12 protein-coding genes are annotated in these 16,667 nt (G+C 70.2%); 4 read left to right on the top strand and 8 right to left on the bottom strand.

Annotated features, from left to right (window positions below; translation table 11 throughout):
- Positions 1 to 220: 220 nt before the first annotated feature.
- Complete coding sequence (locus tag STRTUCAR8_RS43170; protein WP_044473886.1) at positions 221 to 1,498, bottom strand: hypothetical protein; 1,278 nt, start codon at positions 1,496 to 1,498, stop codon at positions 221 to 223.
- A gap of 242 nt (positions 1,499 to 1,740) precedes the next feature.
- Between STRTUCAR8_RS43170 and STRTUCAR8_RS43165 the strand changes: the two genes are divergently transcribed.
- Positions 1,741 to 2,622, top strand: a complete 882-nt coding sequence (locus STRTUCAR8_RS43165; protein WP_006382760.1) for a DUF4429 domain-containing protein — start codon at positions 1,741 to 1,743, stop codon at positions 2,620 to 2,622.
- A 44-nt stretch (positions 2,623 to 2,666) separates the two neighbouring features.
- Here the strand turns inward: STRTUCAR8_RS43165 and STRTUCAR8_RS43160 are convergent, their stop codons facing one another.
- Positions 2,667 to 3,461 carry a class II aldolase/adducin family protein gene (locus tag STRTUCAR8_RS43160; RefSeq protein ID WP_006382761.1) on the bottom strand — a complete coding sequence of 265 codons (795 nt, stop codon included), beginning with the start codon at positions 3,459 to 3,461 and terminating at the stop codon, positions 2,667 to 2,669.
- A gap of 199 nt (positions 3,462 to 3,660) precedes the next feature.
- Between STRTUCAR8_RS43160 and STRTUCAR8_RS43155 the strand changes: the two genes are divergently transcribed.
- Complete coding sequence (locus STRTUCAR8_RS43155; protein ID WP_006382749.1) at positions 3,661 to 4,128, top strand: pyridoxamine 5'-phosphate oxidase family protein; 468 nt, start codon at positions 3,661 to 3,663, stop codon at positions 4,126 to 4,128.
- A 33-nt stretch (positions 4,129 to 4,161) separates the two neighbouring features.
- On the opposite strand, the gene guaA is transcribed toward STRTUCAR8_RS43155, so the two are convergent.
- Positions 4,162 to 5,733, bottom strand: coding sequence for a glutamine-hydrolyzing GMP synthase (gene guaA / locus STRTUCAR8_RS43150; RefSeq protein WP_006382763.1), 1,572 nt, complete (start codon positions 5,731 to 5,733; stop codon positions 4,162 to 4,164).
- Between the two features lie 342 nt (positions 5,734 to 6,075).
- On the opposite strand from guaA, the gene STRTUCAR8_RS43145 reads away from it, so the two are divergent.
- Complete coding sequence (locus tag STRTUCAR8_RS43145) at positions 6,076 to 6,414, top strand: chorismate mutase (RefSeq protein WP_078507493.1); 339 nt, start codon at positions 6,076 to 6,078, stop codon at positions 6,412 to 6,414.
- A 553-nt stretch (positions 6,415 to 6,967) separates the two neighbouring features.
- Here the strand turns inward: STRTUCAR8_RS43145 and STRTUCAR8_RS43140 are convergent.
- Positions 6,968 to 8,131 carry a hypothetical protein gene (locus STRTUCAR8_RS43140; RefSeq protein ID WP_044473885.1) on the bottom strand — a complete coding sequence of 388 codons (1,164 nt, stop codon included), beginning with the start codon at positions 8,129 to 8,131 and terminating at the stop codon, positions 6,968 to 6,970.
- A 223-nt stretch (positions 8,132 to 8,354) separates the two neighbouring features.
- Here STRTUCAR8_RS43140 and STRTUCAR8_RS43135 point away from each other — a divergent pair, with 223 nt between their 5' ends.
- Positions 8,355 to 9,389 (top strand): LAETG motif-containing sortase-dependent surface protein, encoded by a 1,035-nt coding sequence (locus STRTUCAR8_RS43135; RefSeq protein ID WP_044473884.1) that lies wholly within the window; start codon positions 8,355 to 8,357, stop codon positions 9,387 to 9,389.
- 81 nt (positions 9,390 to 9,470) lie between these two features.
- Here STRTUCAR8_RS43135 and STRTUCAR8_RS43130 read toward each other — a convergent pair whose 3' ends face one another.
- The 4 genes from STRTUCAR8_RS43130 to STRTUCAR8_RS43115 form a co-directional block, all read right to left on the bottom strand.
- On the bottom strand, positions 9,471 to 11,270 hold the full coding sequence (locus STRTUCAR8_RS43130) for a GMC oxidoreductase (protein WP_006382751.1): 1,800 nt from the start codon (positions 11,268 to 11,270) through the stop codon (positions 9,471 to 9,473).
- Positions 11,271 to 11,302: 32 nt separating this feature from the next.
- Positions 11,303 to 12,934 (bottom strand): succinic semialdehyde dehydrogenase, encoded by a 1,632-nt coding sequence (locus STRTUCAR8_RS43125; RefSeq protein WP_006382775.1) that lies wholly within the window; start codon positions 12,932 to 12,934, stop codon positions 11,303 to 11,305.
- Between the two features lie 192 nt (positions 12,935 to 13,126).
- Positions 13,127 to 14,917, bottom strand: coding sequence for a serine/threonine-protein kinase (locus STRTUCAR8_RS43120; RefSeq protein ID WP_044473883.1), 1,791 nt, complete (start codon positions 14,915 to 14,917; stop codon positions 13,127 to 13,129).
- Positions 14,914 to 16,437, bottom strand: coding sequence for a diacylglycerol kinase family protein (locus tag STRTUCAR8_RS43115; RefSeq protein ID WP_044473888.1), 1,524 nt, complete (start codon positions 16,435 to 16,437; stop codon positions 14,914 to 14,916). The genes STRTUCAR8_RS43120 and STRTUCAR8_RS43115 overlap by 4 nt, the downstream gene beginning before the upstream one ends.
- Positions 16,438 to 16,667: the final 230 nt, after the last annotated feature.

The raw sequence follows: 16,667 nt of genomic DNA, 5'->3' as shown, positions 1-16,667 counted from the left end.
GCCATACGTTGACCCCTCAACAGACCATACGTACGACAACGTGATCTCGCTCACCCCCGGCACCGGATTTTTCCCGTCGGTGACCGACCGTTCTCCCGCCCGGCCGAGGACGTGCCCCCAGTTCGTTCGCTCAGCAAGTCCGGCGGCTTGTCAGCCTGTTCGGTCCGTTCAGCCCGTCCGGTTCGTTCACCTGCCGGTCCGTTCTGGCAGTTCCGGCCGTTCAGTCCGTCACGTCGATCACGCACCGGTTCGTCTCCACGCCCGCCGCGGTCACCACCTGTACCTCCACCCGGCCGGGCTCCACGTCTGCCGGGACCGGCACCGTCAGTACCTCGTCACGGGGGTTGCTGAAGCCGCCGGGTACCGGGACCAGGGGGACGTGGACGTGGACCGGGCCGATGCGGACGACCATGCGGGACAGCCGGTCGGCGGTGCCCGCGCCCGGGGGCACGAAGCCGGCGCCGCGGATCTCGATGTCGTCGCCGGTGCGGATCGGGGCGTCCAGATCGCCCGCCTCGCGGGACCGGACGACCGAGAGGATCACCGGTCGGCCGCCCTCCGCGTACTTGCCGGCCACATAGGTGGCCGCCGACACCAGCACCACCACCGCCAGCCCCCACGGCAGGTCCGGCAGCTGATCCGGGCGCCGGGCCAGCCGTACGACCGCGAACAGGAGAGCGACCGTGCCGATCATCACGTACTGGATGTCCGCGAAGGTGCCGCGGCCCGCGTCGTCCGTCAGCAGGTCGGCCGCGCGGGGGCGGTCCGCGCGTACCTTCTGGAGGCGCTGGCCGAGGACACGCAGGCCGACGACCCTGCGGACGAGCACCGCGATGGCGCACACCACCGCGAGGACGGTCACGACACCCGCGCCCCGGGCGAGGTCGAGGCCGGCGATCAGTGCGTCGCGCTCCTCGTGGCCGGAGGCCCCCGCGAGCCGGCCCACCAGGACGAGCACGGCGTACGCCAGGAACAGCACCCAGCTCGCCGCCACCACACGGGAGGTCGACAGGCGGTTGTCCTCGCCGATCAGGGGCGCCAGCGCCCCGCCCCGCGCCCGGTGGAACCAGGACGCGGCGGTCAACACGCCACCGACCAGTACGGCGGCCACCAGCCCTGCCGTCCGGGCGGCGGTCCAGCCCGCCCCGATCGCGGTGAGCGCCTGCACGAGCAGCAGGACGCCGATCAGCGCCCACACCGTGAACGCCGTACGGCGCCACAGCCGCGCGAGCCACACCTCACCCTCGGCCCGGCCGCGCTCGGCGACGACGGCCGCGGACTGGGTCAGCTCGTCGGAGACCCACTGGCGGGACGCCGAGAAGGAATGGGCCACCGCGGCCGGCAGCCCCTGCCCGGCCGCGAACCCCTCCCGCATGAGCAGGAACTCGGCGACCGCGCGCCGGTGCCCCGTACGCGCCCCGTGCGGGCAGTCCCCACAGGCGCAGCCACCCCCGTGTTCCCCGGGGAGCACACCTTGCCTCGCCTCCTGCACCGCCACGCCCGACGCCCGCCTTCCCCACACCCGACACGACACATCACGAACCAGGACATCCACCCACTGGAACAAACCGGGGCAGAACGGGACTTCGGAAGCCTCAAACGTGGCTCACGCAACTCCCCTACGACGAGAGCGAATTGTGCCCTACATAACACTCGTCGTGTGCGGCAGGTCGGCCCCGGCAGGGGAAAAGGCGAGTGAAACCGCGGCCCGCTTGTTGACCCGGCTGCGAGAATTCACGTATGGCCGAGATCATCCAGCGCGACGGGACCTGGGTCTTCGACGGCAGCACGGTCAGGATCACGCCGGGGCTCCACCGTTCCGTGCCGCTGTTCCGGCAGACGTACGGCGAGGTCGCCGTGCCCCTGGAGGCGGTCTCGGGCATCGTCTACGAACCGGAACGCAGGCGCGGGCGGCTACGGCTCAGGCTCCGCGAGGGCGCCGACCCGCTGCTCCAGGCGACCGGCGGACGGCTGCCGGACGCTGCTGACCCGTACCGGCTGACCGTGGACATCGACCGGTCCGGAGTCGCCGAGTACCTCGCCGAGGAGATCCGGCACGCCCTGCTCCTCGACCAGGTTCCCAGGGAACCGGCCAAGGCGTATCTGCTTCCGGGCCCGCCCGTGCCGGTGTCGGTGCGGTCCAGCGACGGCATGGTGTCGTTCGACGGTACGCAGGTCCGTATCGACTGGGCCGACACCTCCGACCGGGTCAAGCGGGCCACCGGCCCCCGCATCATCTCCAGCCACGATCTCGTGCGGGTCGACTGGCTGCCCAACTCCGGTTACGAGGACGGCTTCATGCGCTTCGTGACCCGCGAGACGGTGTTCTCCAAGCTGCCGCCCGAGAAGGACCCCTATGCCCTCGACCTGTGGGGCAGCACCCGCCGCGACCTGCTCACGGCGCTCGTCGCGACCGCCGTCACCGCCCGTCTGCCGCATCCCTCCACCCGAGCGGTCGACCACCTGGACGGGTTTGGGCCCGGACTCGCGCTCCCGCCCCGGTCCGACCATCACGACGTACTCCTGCGCAGGCTCCGGGAGTTGGGTGAGCTGCACCGCGAGGGCATGCTCACGGACGAGGAGTTCGCGACCACCAAGGCGGCCGTCCTGCGGGGTTTCTGAGCCGTACGGGCATCGGGGCCCACCCGGAGTCTCCGACCCGGCCGCTAACCCAGCAGGTCCGGCTCACTTCTGCTGATGTCCCGCCACAGGGGCTGGTAGTTGATCCACGCGACCAGGTCACCGCCGAGCTGTTCCCGTGTCGAGACCGCCTGCTTGTGGTCGATCAGGATGGGCCTGCCCGCCGCCCGTGCCGTCAGCTGGACCTGACTCGACCGTTCCATCGACACGAACCACCAGGCCGCCGCGTCCACCGAGTCGCCCACCGTGAGCAGCCCGTGGTTGCGCAGCACGAGAGCCTTGCGAGAGCCCAGTGCGGAGGCGATCCGGCGGCCCTCGTCGGCGTCCACGGCGACGCCCGTGTACGTGTCGTACAGCGCGTGGTCCTCGTAGAAGGCGCAGCTCTCCTGGGTGATCGGGTCGAGGAGGTCGCCGAGGGCGGAGAGAGCGCGGCCGTGCACCGAGTGGCAGTGGGCCACGGCGACGACGTCCGGGCGGGCGGCGTGCACCTGGGCGTGCACGGTGAAGGCCGCCTGGTTGATGTGGTAGCGGCCCTCGATGACCTGGCCGTCCTGGTTGGCCATGACGAGGTCGCTCACCGTGACCTGCTTGAAGGGGATCCCGAAGGGGTTCACCCAGAAGCAGTTGCTGTACTCCGGGTCGCGTGCCGTGATGTGCCCCGAGACACCGTCCTCGAAGCCGAAGCGGCCGAACAGCCTGATCGCCCCGGCCAGCCGTTCCTTGCGGTGCCTGCGCTCGTCGTCGAGCGACTCGTACATCGGGGGCATCGCGAACTGCAGCTGGTCGGTGGGCAGCGGCAGGGGCGGAGTGGGCCCGTGCATAGGTCCTCCAGCACTGGGTTCCTTTACGGAGCGGAAGTTACCGTCGGTCCGCGCAGGAGAACAGGGATGTTTGCGAAGAGATGTGCGACGAGATGAAAGAGATATCTGGGCCAGGGATCCGAGGCGCCGACGCGACACCGACCGGACACCGGCGAATACACGTCACAGGATGTCGGGTATCCACGTCAGACTCGGCCCCATGAACTGGGCAGTATTCACCACCGCGGAACCCGACCTGGCCGGAACCGTCGAAAAACGCTTCCGGGCCTTCGGCCACCACACCCTCGCCACCCTCCGCAGGGACGGGTCGCCCCGCACCTCCGGCCTCGAGGTCCGCTTCCTGCGGGGCGAGTTGTGGCTCGCCATGATGCCGGACTCGCTCAAGGCACGGGACCTGCGCCGCGACCCCCGTTTCGCCCTCCAGGCGAACCCCGGCCCGGGGACGGACATGGCCGGCGGCGACGTACGCGTCAGCGGGCGCGCGTACGAGGTCGAGGATCCGGCCGTCAAGGCCGCGTACGCCGAAGAGGTGGAACCGCCGGAGCCGTTCCACCTCTTCCGCACCGAGCTGACGGAGGTCGTGCGGACGTACGTCGAGGACGAGAAGTATCTGGTCGTCCAGGTCTGGCAGCCCGGAGAGCCGGTGCGCACCCTCAGGCGGACGTGAGCCGCCCGGCCCGGGGAACTACCGCCTGCGGGACTACTCCCACTCGATGGTGCCTGGCGGCTTGCTCGTCACGTCGAGGACGACCCGGTTGACGTCGGCGACCTCGTTGGTGATGCGTGTCGAGATCTTCGCCAGGACCTCGTACGGCAGGCGGGACCAGTCGGCGGTCATCGCGTCCTCGGAGGAGACCGGGCGCAGGACGATCGGGTGGCCGTACGTACGGCCGTCGCCCTGGACGCCGACGCTGCGCACGTCCGCGAGGAGGACCACCGGGCACTGCCAGATGTCGCGGTCGAGGCCGGCGGCCGTCAGTTCCTCGCGGGCGATGGCGTCGGCCTCGCGGAGGAGGTCGAGGCGGTCCTTGGTGACCTCGCCGACGATGCGGATGCCGAGACCGGGGCCGGGGAACGGCTGGCGCTGGACGATCTCGTCCGGCAGGCCCAGCTCCTGGCCGACCATCCGGACCTCGTCCTTGAAGAGCTTGCGCAGCGGCTCGATCAGCTCGAACTCGAGGTCCTCGGGCAGGCCGCCCACGTTGTGGTGGGACTTGATGTTGGCGGTGCCGGTACCGCCACCGGACTCGACCACATCGGGGTAGAGGGTGCCCTGCACCAGGAAGGCGACCTCGGGACCCTCGTCGGCGATGATCTCCGCCTGCGCCTGTTCGAAGACGCGGATGAACTCGCGCCCGATGATCTTCCGCTTCTCCTCGGGGTCGGAGACCCCGGCGAGCGCGTTCAGGAAGCGCTCCTCGGCGTCGACGACCTTCAGGGTGACGCCGGTCGAGGCGACGAAGTCCTTCTCGACCTGCTCGGTCTCACCCTTGCGCATCAACCCGTGGTCGACGTACACGCAGGTCAGCTGGGATCCGATGGCCTTCTGTACGAGGGCTGCGGCGACCGCCGAGTCCACGCCCCCGGAGAGGCCGCAGACGGCACGCTTGTCGCCGACCTGCTCGCGGATCAGCGCCACCTGCTCGTCGATGACGTTGCCGGTGGTCCAGGACGGGGTCAGGCCCGCGCCCCGGTAGAGGAAGTGTTCGAGAACCTGCTGGCCGTGCGTGGAGTGCATGACCTCGGGGTGGTACTGGACCCCGTACAGCTTCTTCTCGTCGTTCTCGAAGGCGGCGACCGGGACGACGTCCGTGGACGCCGTGACCGAGAAGCCCTCGGGGGCGGCGGAGCAGGCGTCGCCGTGGGACATCCACACCGACTGGTCGGCCGGGGTGCCCTCGAAGAGGGTGGAGGACGGCTTGGTGACGGCCAGCTGCGTACGGCCGTACTCGCGGGCTCCGGAGTTGTCGACCGTGCCGCCGAGGGTGGTCGCCATCAGCTGGAAGCCGTAGCACATGCCGAAGACGGGGACGCCGGCTTCGAAGATCGCGCGGTCGAGGCGCGGGGCGCCCTCCGCGTAGACCGACGAGGGGCCGCCGGAGAGGATGATCGCCGCCGGGTTCTTGGCGAGCATCTCCTCGACCGGCATGGTGCTCGGCACGATCTCGCTGTAGACCCGGGCCTCGCGGACTCGGCGGGCGATGAGCTGGGCGTACTGCGCACCGAAGTCGACGACCAGGACGGTGTCGGGGGCGGGGGTCGCTGCTGACACGGGGGCCTTCCGGCGGTTGGGCGGGGGTCTGTACGGGCGATTCTACCGGGGTGGGCGTGGGACACCTTGCCGTCGCTGAGGGCTGCCGCCCCCAGGCCCCCGCTTCGGCGCGGAACGGGCCTTGTCCTCAATCGCCGGACAGGCTCAAGAACTAACCCCCCGCCTTGGAAAGGCGCCCGTCCCCCATGCATACTGACCCCCATGCTCACGCACCCGACCTTCGTCTTTACCTATGGCAACCGGCCCACCGGCTGCCATGGTCGTGCTGCTTGAGCAACTGACAAGCGACTTCCCAGGCGCCCCGGGCCGACAAGGCCCGGGGCGCCTGCCGTTTTCCGGGTTCTGCCGGTCCGGGGCACCTCCTTCCGATCTTCGGATCCTTCCGACAAGGAGCCCCTCATGACCTCTCTCGATGTGACCGGCGCCCGTACCCCTGAGGCCGCCGATGTGATCACCGGCGCACGGGAACGCATCGACGCCCTCGACGACCGGATCATCGGTCTCGTCCAGGAACGGATGGCCGTGTCCGCCGTGATCCAGGAGTCGCGGATCACCTCCGGCGGGCGGCGCGTGAACCTGTCCCGTGAGATGGACGTCCTCAGCCACTACCGGGACGCGCTGGGCAGGCCCGGCACGTCCCTCGCGATGACGTTGCTGGAGCTGTGCCGGGGTCGTATCTGAGTTCGGGCGCCGCCTCGCCCGTCCGGAGCGTGACCGCCGTACGCCGCCTTCGTTGGTACCGGTGTCCGTGCCAGCCAGGGGCGGGCCCGTACAAACCACGCGTGGCTCCAGGGTTGTGACCGGACGGCAGGGGACAGCAGCCCGGTCACACCGGAGAACGGCCGGCCCCGGGGACGCCCGGAGCCGGCCGGCACAGCACAGTCGACTGCAGCACAAGGGCCAAAGAGTACGAGTCCGGGTCAAAAGGTTGCGTACTCGGAGACCTTCCAGCACGATGCAGGAACAGCCCCAAGTCCCTCAGCAGGCAAGTGCATTGCCTTGCGATCCCCTACCGCCATTGGTCCAGACCAGGCGTGCGCCCCCTGTACGCCGGGGCGCCGACGGTGGGTACAGACCAACAACGCGGCGCAACCCCCCGGCGCCGCTTCCCCCAGGCACCGGCGCTGCCCTGACGCCGGTGCTGACGGAGAAGGGCCCCGCGGCTCCGCCCCGCGGGGCCCTTTGCCATGGGGCCCACAGCAAAGGGGCCCATTGCCGTACAGGCTCCCTGGGCTCAGGAACGCGTGACGATCCCGCACTTCCCGTCGCCTGTCTCGGCGGCGCCGTCACCGCTGCGATCGTAGGGGTCGACGGTGGGACCGGTGGGGTTGGCGCCCGTCGTCGCGGTGTCCGAGTCGAAGTGCGGGTGGAAATAGCCGTCGTTCACGTCGCAGTCCGAGTTGCCGAACGTGCTGTCGTAGCGGGTGACGCTGATCTTGCCTGAAGTGACCTCGTACTTGGCCGGGTCGTAGAGCACGATGTCGATGATCCGGCGCACGATGGTGCGGGCCACCTCGGTCGCGCCCGCGTCCGCGTGCACCAGCGGGTAGACGAAGGTGTAGTCGGTGTGCACGACAACGGTGTGGCTTTTGCCCGCCGCGAACGTCATCCGGCCGCGGGTCTTGATCACGTTGCCCGTCAGGCGCACCTCGGCGGGGTCGAACCGGCTGAACATCAGCAGCGGGTCGTTCTTCTTGTCCGGTTTGCGCAGGGAGACGTTCAGCTCACCGAGCAGATCCCTCTGGGCGGGGTCGATCGCCTTGAGCGCGGACGCGGGACGTCCGCCGCGCAGGGTGCCTCGGTCGAGGTTCGCATCGATCAGGAACTGCTTGCTCTGCCGCAGCACCCGTTCCACCTCGGCCTTCGAGAACGGGCCGACCGCCTTGGCCTGCGGCAGGACGATGCCGGCCGCGCCGTCCGAGTACCGCTCGGCGGGTGATCCGGCGAACGGCCTGGCGAGCGTCGGGACATCCGGGTCCACCGCCGACGGCGGCGCGGACGGCGCGACCGTCTCCTCGGGCAGCGGCGAGGCATCGGCGGTTGCGTCCGACCCGGCGAAACCGAAGGGGTCGCCGGGGAGCAGTGACGGTTTCATGGCCACCACCGCCACGGCGATCGCCAGGGGTACGCCGATCACCGCCCACCACCGTCGGCGCCTGGCCGCGCGGTCGGCGGCGTTCTGCCGGGCGGGGTCGGTTCGCCAGCCCACGGGCTGTTCGCCCCTCGCGTCCTGCTGACGCAGCCGTTCGGTGACCATCCGAGCCCGTGCGGACGGCTCCTTCTGCGCGGAGGCACGGATGTCCCGCTCGGTGTCGCGGGTGAACTTCTCCCACACGTCGTCGGGAAGCGACAGCTCGGGCTCTTCGGACGGCTTGCCGCCGGACTGATTATCAGACACGAGGGATATTTCTAGGTGATCCCAAAGCGTCTCCACAACCAGCCCCTACTCAAAACCTCCGTCGCGTACCCAAAACCCGAGAGAGCAGTCCAGATGTGACCCAGCACACATAAATTTTCTGTGAGCGAAGAGCAACCATTCACAGCCGCCGCATGTCACACGTTCAGAACCAGGGGTTACGCCTGTGCCCCGTACCTGGATGTTCCGAGGTCTTGAGGTCTTCATGAAGCTTCGCCGTGCCATGGTCGCCGCAGCGGCGACGGCTGTCATAACCCCGCTGGCCCTGCTGTCCGCGCCCGTCGCGTTCGCCGACGAGTCGCCCTCGGCCTCCCCGAGCGAGACGACCGTCACCGGTACGCCCTCGCAGTCCCCGAGCGACAGCTCGTCGGCGACCCCGTCGGCCTCCGCGCCGTCCGGCACCGGTCTGCCGTCGGACGTCCCGTCCGACAGCGCCTCGCCGAGCGCGAGCGTCAGCGACTCCGCCTCGGCCTCCCCGTCCGTCTCCGCCTCCCCCTCGGTCTCCGCCGAGCCGAGCGAGAACCCGACGGACCCGGACGTCCCGTTCTGCGAGGACCTCGACGAGGACTACAGCGACGCCCAGGTGTCCGCCGACATCAAGGGCCTGCCCGGCAAGATCGTCGCGGGTGACGGCTTCCACGCCTTCAAGCTGGTCGTCACGAACGACTCGAAGGCCGACATCAAGGGTGTCGCCTTCTACGCCGAGGTCGAGAACTACGAGTTCGACGAGGCGAAGTTCCTCAGCCCGTACGTCGACCTGGAGTTCAAGAACCCCGAGACCGGCAAGTGGGACCGGATCGGCGACGACGACTGGGCCGGCGACTACTTCTTCTACGTCGACAAGCTGAAGGCCGGGGCCGACGAGTCCGTCGACCTGCGCGTCAGCATCGACAAGCAGGCCCCCGCGGGCGACGCCTACTCCTTCGGCTCCGGCGCCTACATCGACAACGTCGACGGCCAGGACTGCATCGCCGAGGGCTGGGCCCAGTACGACTTCGAGGTCCTGAAGTCCGGCTCCACGAACCCCGACCCGGGTACGGCCACGCCGAGCGACAACGGCTCCAAGGACCCGGTCCACAAGCCCCAGGGCAACGTCTCCGACCTGCCGACCGGCAACCTCGCCGACACCGGCTCCAGTTCCGCCCTGCCGATGATCGGCCTGGTCGGCGGTGTCGCCGTCGTCGCCGGTGCGGGTGCGGTGTTCGCGATGCGTCGCCGGAAGGCGGGCACGGAGGCGTAAGCCTCCCGCAAGGACAAGAGAAGGACCTGCGCTCGGAGGGGGGCGCGGGTCCTTCTCTTTATTGTTCCTGCCGTCTCTTCACTACTTCTTCGGCACCGTCGGTATCCCGAGGAACGGCAGCCGCAGCGCGCCGAACGCCTCCGCCGGGACCGCCGGTGACTTCGGCTCGACCGGCTTCAGACGCTCGTACGCCGCCCCCTGGGCCGGACGCGGGTCCGCCTCGCCGTTGTTCGGCCAGTACGACACCGCGCGTTCCGCCTGGGCGGTGATCGTGAGGGACGGGTTGACGCCCAGGTTCGCGGAGACCGCGGCGCCGTCGACCACCGAGATCCCGGGATGGCCGTACAGGCGGTGGTACGGGTCGATCACGCCCGTCTCCCGTGAGTCGCCGATCGGACAGCCGCCGAGGAAGTGGGCGGTCAGCGGCATGCCCATCAGTTCGCCCACGTTGCTGCCGGCGAAGCCGTTGATCTCGGCGGCGATCGCCGAGGCGCCCTCCGTCGCCGCCCTGATCTGCTTGGGGTTGGGGGAGCCATGACCCTGACGGGCGGTGAGGAGGCCCTTGCCCGCGCCCTTGGGCTTCAGGTAGGTGGTCAGGGAGTTGTCCAGGGACTGCATCACCAGGCCGATGATGGTCCGCTCCGACCAGTGCCGGTTGGAGATCGAGCGCAGGACCAGCAGGGGGTGGCGGGCGGCGTTCACCAGCCAGCCCAGGGCCCTCGACGACCCTTCCGCGTACGGGACCTGGAGGATCGACAGACCGCCCATCGAGTTCGAACCCTTGCCGTACCGGACGGGTTCGATGTGAGTGTTCGCGTCGGGGTGGATCGAGGACGTGATGGCGACTCCACGCGTGAAGTCGACCTTCGCGTCCCCGGTCACCTTGCGGTAGCGGCGGTCGTCGGTCTGGGCGCCGACCAGCGCCTCCGAGTTGGTACGGGTCAGCTCGCCCAACCGGTTCGAGAGGTAAGGGAGTTGGCCACCCGCCTTCATCCGGTGCAGCAGGGTCTGGGTGCCGTACGTACCGGCCGCGAGGACGACACGGCGGGCCGTGAGGGTGCGGCCCGCGCCCTTCCGCTTCGCGTCCGTCGGGAGCGTGGTGACCGCGTAGCCGCCGCGTGAGTCGTCCGTGACCGACACGACCGTCGTCAGGGGGTGGACGACCGCGCCCGCCTTCTCGGCGAGGTAGAGGTAGTTCTCGTTTAGGGTGTTCTTCGCGCCGTGCCGGCACCCGGTCATGCACTCACCGCACTCGGTGCACGCCTTGCGAGCGGGCCCGGCGCCCCCGAAGTAGGGGTCGGGAGCCTGCTCCCCCGGCGCCGCCTTCACCGCCTTCTCCCCTCCCTCTCCGTCCGCACCGTCTCCGAAGAAGACGCCGACCGGCGCCATGTGGAAGGTGTCCCCGACGCCCATCCGCTCGGCCGCCGCCTTCAGATGGACGTCGGACGGGGTCATCGTCGGGTTGAGCCGTACGCCGAGCATGCGCCGGGCCTGGTCGTAGTACGGCCCGAGTTCCTCCTGCCAGTCCGTGATGTCACGCCACTGCGGGTCGTCGAAGAACGGCTTCGGCGGTACGTAGAGGGTGTTGGCGTAGTTCAGCGAACCACCGCCGACACCCGCGCCCGCCAACACCATCACGTTGCCCAGCAGATGGATGCGCTGGATCCCGAACAGACCGAGCCTGGGAGCCCAGAGGTAGTTCTTCAGGTCCCAGGAGTTCTTGGGGAGCGTCTCGCGGGTGAAGCGGCGGCCCGCCTCCAGTACACCGACCCGGTAACCCTTCTCGGTCAGCCGCAGGGCGGTGACGGAGCCGCCGAAGCCGGAGCCCACGACGATGACGTCGTAGTCGTAGTTCTGGTCGTCGTCGTGGTCGTACGGCACGTGCTCTCCTCGTTGAGAACAGAAAACGTCGGTCAGCGCAGCCTCAGGGCCTTCATGACCTTCAGGCTCCTGCTCATGAACTCCGCGTACTTCTCGTCGTCCATCCCGAGGGCCGGGGCCATCGGCAGCAGGCGCTGCTGGGCGACCGTCTGGGCCTCGGTGTACTTGAGGATGCCCTCGGAGCCGTGGCGGCGGCCGAGGCCCGAGTCCTTCATGCCGCCCATGGGCGACTGGACGCTGCCGTACGCGGACGCGTAGCCCTCGTTGACGTTGACCGTGCCGCAGCGCACCCGGGCGGCGACGGCGCGGCCACGGGCGCCGTTCTTCGTCCAGACCGAGGAATTCAGGCCGTACGGCGTGGAGTTGGCGAGGGTCACCGCCTCGTCGTCCGTGGTGAAGCGGTAGATGGAGACGACCGGGCCGAAGGTCTCCTCCGAGCAGACGGCCATCGGGGTCTCGACGCCGTCGAGGATGGTCGGCTCGTAGAAGTACGGGCCGATGTCCGGGCGGGCCGTGCCGCCCGCGATGACCTTCGCGCCCTTCGCGACCGCCTCGTCGACGTGCTTCGTCACCGTCGCCAGCTGGCGTTCGCCGACGAGTGAGCCCATGTCGGCGCCGTACGCGAGGGACTTGCCGAGCCGCATCGCCTTCGTGCGGGCCGCGAAGCGCTCGACGAACGCGTCCGCGATCGACTCGTGGACGTACAACCGCTCGATGGAGATGCAGAGTTGCCCGGCGGAGGAGAAGCAGGCCCGGACCGCGCCCGCCGCCGCCTTCTCGATGTCGGCGTCGTCCAGGACCAACATGGCGTTCTTGCCGCCGAGTTCGAGGGACACGCCGACCAGGCGCGCGGCGGCGCCCTGCGCGACCTCGCGGCCGGTGCGGGTGGAGCCGGTGAAGGAGACGTAGTCGGCGTGCTTGACGACCTCGGGGCCGACGACCGGGCCCTCACCGAGGACGACCTGGAAGACGTCGGCGGGCAGACCGGCCTCGATGAGCAGGTCCCGGGCCCACAGGGCCGTCAGGCAGGTCTCCGTGTCCGGCTTCATCACGACCGCGTTGCCCGCGACGAACGCGGGGATCGCGTCGCCGACCGACAGTTCCAGCGGGTAGTTCCAGGGGGCGATCTGGCCGACCACCCCGCGCGGGTGGCGCAGTTCGGTGACCTTGGTGAGGGTGGGCATCGCGCCCGCGTGCCGCTTCGGCTTCAGGTACCGGGGGGCCATGCGGCCGTAGTGACGGGCGGCCACGGCGACGGCCTGGACCTCCTCGTGGGCGTGCAGACGGGCCTTGCCGGTCTCCAGCTGGATGAGGTCGAGAACCTCGGCCTGGCGTGCCAGCACCAGGTCGTGGAAACGCAGCAGCACGGCCGCCCGCTGCCGTACCGGGGTCTGCTCCCACACGGCCTGGGCGATGCGGGCCCGCTCGTACGCCTTCTCCACGTCCTCGGGGGTCGACTCGGGCAGGTCTGCCAGCTTCTCGCCGGTGAACGGGGTGTGGTTGGCGGTGCGACCGGAGCCGACGACACCCTTGGTGAGCTGCGCTATCAGCTCGGGGGTGACCACGTCGGCGGCGGTGCGGGCGCCTGTGGGCGCGGGTGCCAGGGGGTTCGTACCGGTGGGGGCGTCGGTGCCGGGCTTTACCGGGGCCTGCGAGTCCGTCATGAGCCGCAGGGTATGACGGCTCGGAGGCTTTGGGTACCCATGGGTAACCCGGATTCACCGAGTACGCACATGGTTCCGACCGGAAGCGGCATGCCGCCAGTGAGCACTGGCAACGAATCCGCTGATCAGGGCGTTGGGCGTCGCCCGCTCACCCCGGGGTCGGCGGGATGTGTCACTTTTCCCGGCCGGGAGTCACGTCCTGTCGATTTCGAGCCGGTCGCGTGCCTCCTTGAAGACGTCCGCCCCCCGCTTCTCGTCCGGCGTCCCCTTGGGCATGTCCACGCGCAGCTCGTACAGCCTGCCGTCGTCGGTCAGGATCTCCACCTGCATGACCCGGACGAGCCTGCCCTCGGTGTCGTAGGTGGTGTCGGCCTGGACGGACTTGTAGCCGCCGACCGTCGTGTCGGTGTACCGGGTGGTCGACTCGCCGTATCCGGCCCAGGTCTCGGCGGCCTCCTCCGCCTGGCCCAGGGGCGAGCGGGGTGCCTTGTCCCACAGGGTGAGGCGGACCTGGATGACCGCGTCGTTGTCGTAGATCGCCATCCGGGGCTGGTCGGCCGCGTCGCCCTGCTCGTGGAAACGGACGTACTGGCGGGGAAGGGCTAGGACGGCCCTCAGGTCCTTCTCTTCGTGGGCCGTCCAGCCGTCGAGGGTGGGATCGGCCTCCGTCGGCGGTACGGCGTCGGGGGGTACGGCTTCCGGCGTGCTGCCCGGCTCCTCCACCGCGACCGCCGCCTCCTCGCCGCTGGTCTCGACAACCGCGCCCTCGACGACCACGCCCACGGCCACGAGCGCGACCGCGCCGCCCAGCACCCCCAGGATCACCCGCCGGGACCGGCCACGACGCGATGCCTTCGGGGCGGACAGCGAGGCGGCACGCGTCTCGGGGCCGGGCGACCCGGGCACGGGATTGCCGGGTACGACCGTCTCGGGCCCCGAAGCGGAGGCGGAGGCCGATGCGGACGCGGACGCGGGAACAGGAGAGGGCTCGGGCGCCTGACCCGCCGCCTTCAGCCGTACCGTGCCCGCGTCGTCCGCCAACTCCTTGATGTTGAACGGTTCCTGAGCCTCCGTCAACTCACCCCGCTCGGGCGCCTCCGGCAGCGGCCAGCCCTTGGCGACCGCTTCCAGGGCTGCGGTGACCTCCTCCGCGTCGGGGCGCTCGGCGGGGTCCTTCGCCAGCATTCGTACGAGCAACGGGCCGAGCGGGCCCGCCTGTTGAGGCTTGACCGGCTCGGCGGCGAGAATCGCGGCGAGCGTGGACTCCAGCGTCGTACGGCGGAATGGGGACCAGCCTTCGACCGCCGCGTAGAGGAGTACGCCGAGCGACCACAGGTCGGAGGGCGGGCCTGCGCCCCGGCCGGACATGCGCTCGGGTGCGATGAACTCCAGGGAACCGACGAACTCCCCGCTCATCGTGAGGGATTCCTCGCCCATGATGTGCGCGATACCGAAGTCGGTGAGGACGACCCGGCCGTGCGGGCCGAGCAGGACGTTGGCGGGTTTCACGTCCCGGTGGACGATCCCGACGGAGTGCGCGGCCTTGAGCGCGCCGACCACCGCGAGGCCGATGCGCGCGGACTCGGCGGGCTTGACGGCGCCCCGCTGGAGCACCTCGTGCAGCGACTCGCCGCGCACCAACTCCATGACGATCCAGGGGAGTCCGTCCTCGACGACGACATCGTGCACGGAGACGGCCGAGGGATGGTCCACGCGCGCGGCGGCCCGCGCCTCCCGGTGGAGGCGGTGCGCTATCCGCTGGTGGGCGGCGTCCTGCGGGTCCCCGGGCAGCCTCGGCTGCTTGACGGCGACCTCACGCTCGACGAGTTCGTCGTGGGCCCGCCACACGGTGCCCATGCCACCGGATCCGATGCGCTCGGTCAGCCGGTACCGGCCACCGACGAGCCGACCCACATCGCCCTTTTTGCCCCCATTGTCGTTCCCCGCGCCCCTGTTCGGGCCGCCTTCCCCGCCGTTGCTCATGCCCCATCCCTACCCTGCGGGGCGGACGCTTGTCGACGCCGGTCCAGGGCGTCCGTCGTACGGCGGGGCAGTGCCGTACGGCCCACCGTCGCCGCCAGTTTGCGCAGTCGCCGCCAGTCCATGGGGGGCGTGGGGGCGGGCACCCCGGGCCGGTGACGGGGGACGCGGACGCGCAGGGCGCCCGGTTCGACGCGGCAGCGGACGGGGGTGGGCAGGACCAGGGCCTCGCCGTCCAGGCCGACCTCGATCTCGCCCAGGTCGGCCTCGACGACGACCTCGTGGGCGGTGACGACGGTCAGGCCGGTGGCGTACCGGCCGAGCAGCAGTTCGGCCGCCTGGGCCGCGTCCTCGACCTTGATGCCGAGCACCCCGAGGGCGCCGGCGTCCAGCCGCTCACGACGGCCGAGACCGGCGAAGTCGTCCATGCGGTAAGGGTTGTTGCTGACCAGGACGGCCTGCGGCGCGTGGATGACCGTCTCCCCCGGCTGCTCCCCCGTCCGCACTCGCGTCTGGGGGTAGGCGCGGGCGGTCAGTGTCGCGCCGCGCTCGAAGGTGAGCAGCTCGGGCAGAAGTCCCAGGGTGGTGCCGACCTTGTCGTCGCGGTAGGCGGGGCTCTGCACGATCGAGGCGTACGCGCCGAAGGAGGCGTTGTTGACGAAGGGGCGGCTGTCCGCCGTACCGTCGCCGTCTCCGTCGGCGCTGCCGGTGTCGGTTCCGGCGCCGGTGCCGCTGTCGAGGTAGCCCAGGTCCACCCGCAGCTCCACCCCGCCCGCGTCCGTGAGGGCGTCGAGGCAGGTCGCCGGGTCGTCCCGGTCGAGGCCGAGGTCCATGGCGAAGTGGTTGCGCGTACCGGCGGACACGACCAGGAAGGGCAGGTCGTGTTCGGCGGCGACGCCCGCGACGAGTGCCTGGGTTCCGTCGCCGCCGGCCACGCCGAGCAGGTCCGCGCCCTCAGCGACGGCCTCGCGGGCCAGAGCGACCACGTCCTCGGGTTCCGGTTTGCCGGGGTCGATCAGATGGACGCGGGCACCGAGCCGCTCCGCCTTCTCGCGCAGCCGGAAACGCTCGACCTTTCCGTCGCCGGAACGCGGGTTCATGAGGAGGAACGGGCGCAGGGGTGCGGGCGCCTCGTACTCACGGACCGGAATGACATGGGACCTGGTGCTGCTCAGTGCGAACTTCCCGGCCCACACGGCGGCGCCCCACAGGGCGAGGGACGCCGTCGCGGGCCACAGCAGGTTGGCGGCGGCGAAGAGCGCGACGACACCGACGGGAGTGGCTACGGCGAGCACGACCCCCACACCCCGTACGAGGCCGCGCCGCGCGAGCGCCCACCACAGGCTGGACGCGGTGAGGACGGCTCCGCCCACGCCGACCGCCGCGAGCAGCAGACTGCCCATGCCCGCGTAGCCGATCGGCAGCAGTACCGCCAGTCCGGCAGCTCCGAGCGCACCGCGCGCCGCCCAGCGCTGCCGGGCGTGCGCACGCCCGAACAGCTCGTTGCTCACGCCGGTACCCATGTCCATGTCGACGTTTTAGCAGAGTTCGCATTCAGCCTGCTCACAGCTGGAACAAAGCGGGATTCAACGGTGACCCGGCTCACCCCACTGAGCAGGATGATCACGGTGCTCTTACCTTGAAGACACGATCGGGTCACGGTATCTTCACGAGCCAGTCGCCACGCAGACCCGGTATCGGCGCGCGTATTCGCACTTCACACTTCCCACCTTCTGGAGAACGTGACGATGGC

Origin of the sequence: Streptomyces turgidiscabies Car8 (genome assembly GCF_000331005.1) — a bacterium.
In the GTDB taxonomy this organism is placed as follows: domain Bacteria; phylum Actinomycetota; class Actinomycetes; order Streptomycetales; family Streptomycetaceae; genus Streptomyces; species Streptomyces turgidiscabies.
This window is presented reverse-complemented; position numbering and strand designations above follow the sequence as displayed.

Bases quoted from the DNA above. Each gene is read 5' to 3' on its own strand.
- STRTUCAR8_RS43165 (WP_006382760.1), top strand. From the start codon at position 1,741: ATGGCCGAGATCATCCAGCGCGACGGGACCTGGGTCTTCGACGGCAGC.
- STRTUCAR8_RS43160 (WP_006382761.1), bottom strand. From the start codon at position 3,461: ATGCACGGGCCCACTCCGCCCCTGCCGCTGCCCACCGACCAGCTGCAG.
- STRTUCAR8_RS43155 (WP_006382749.1), top strand. From the start codon at position 3,661: ATGAACTGGGCAGTATTCACCACCGCGGAACCCGACCTGGCCGGAACC.
- STRTUCAR8_RS43135 (WP_044473884.1), top strand. From the start codon at position 8,355: ATGAAGCTTCGCCGTGCCATGGTCGCCGCAGCGGCGACGGCTGTCATA.
- STRTUCAR8_RS43125 (WP_006382775.1), bottom strand. From the start codon at position 12,934: ATGACGGACTCGCAGGCCCCGGTAAAGCCCGGCACCGACGCCCCCACC.
- STRTUCAR8_RS43120 (WP_044473883.1), bottom strand. From the start codon at position 14,917: ATGAGCAACGGCGGGGAAGGCGGCCCGAACAGGGGCGCGGGGAACGAC.
- STRTUCAR8_RS43115 (WP_044473888.1), bottom strand. From the start codon at position 16,437: ATGGGTACCGGCGTGAGCAACGAGCTGTTCGGGCGTGCGCACGCCCGG.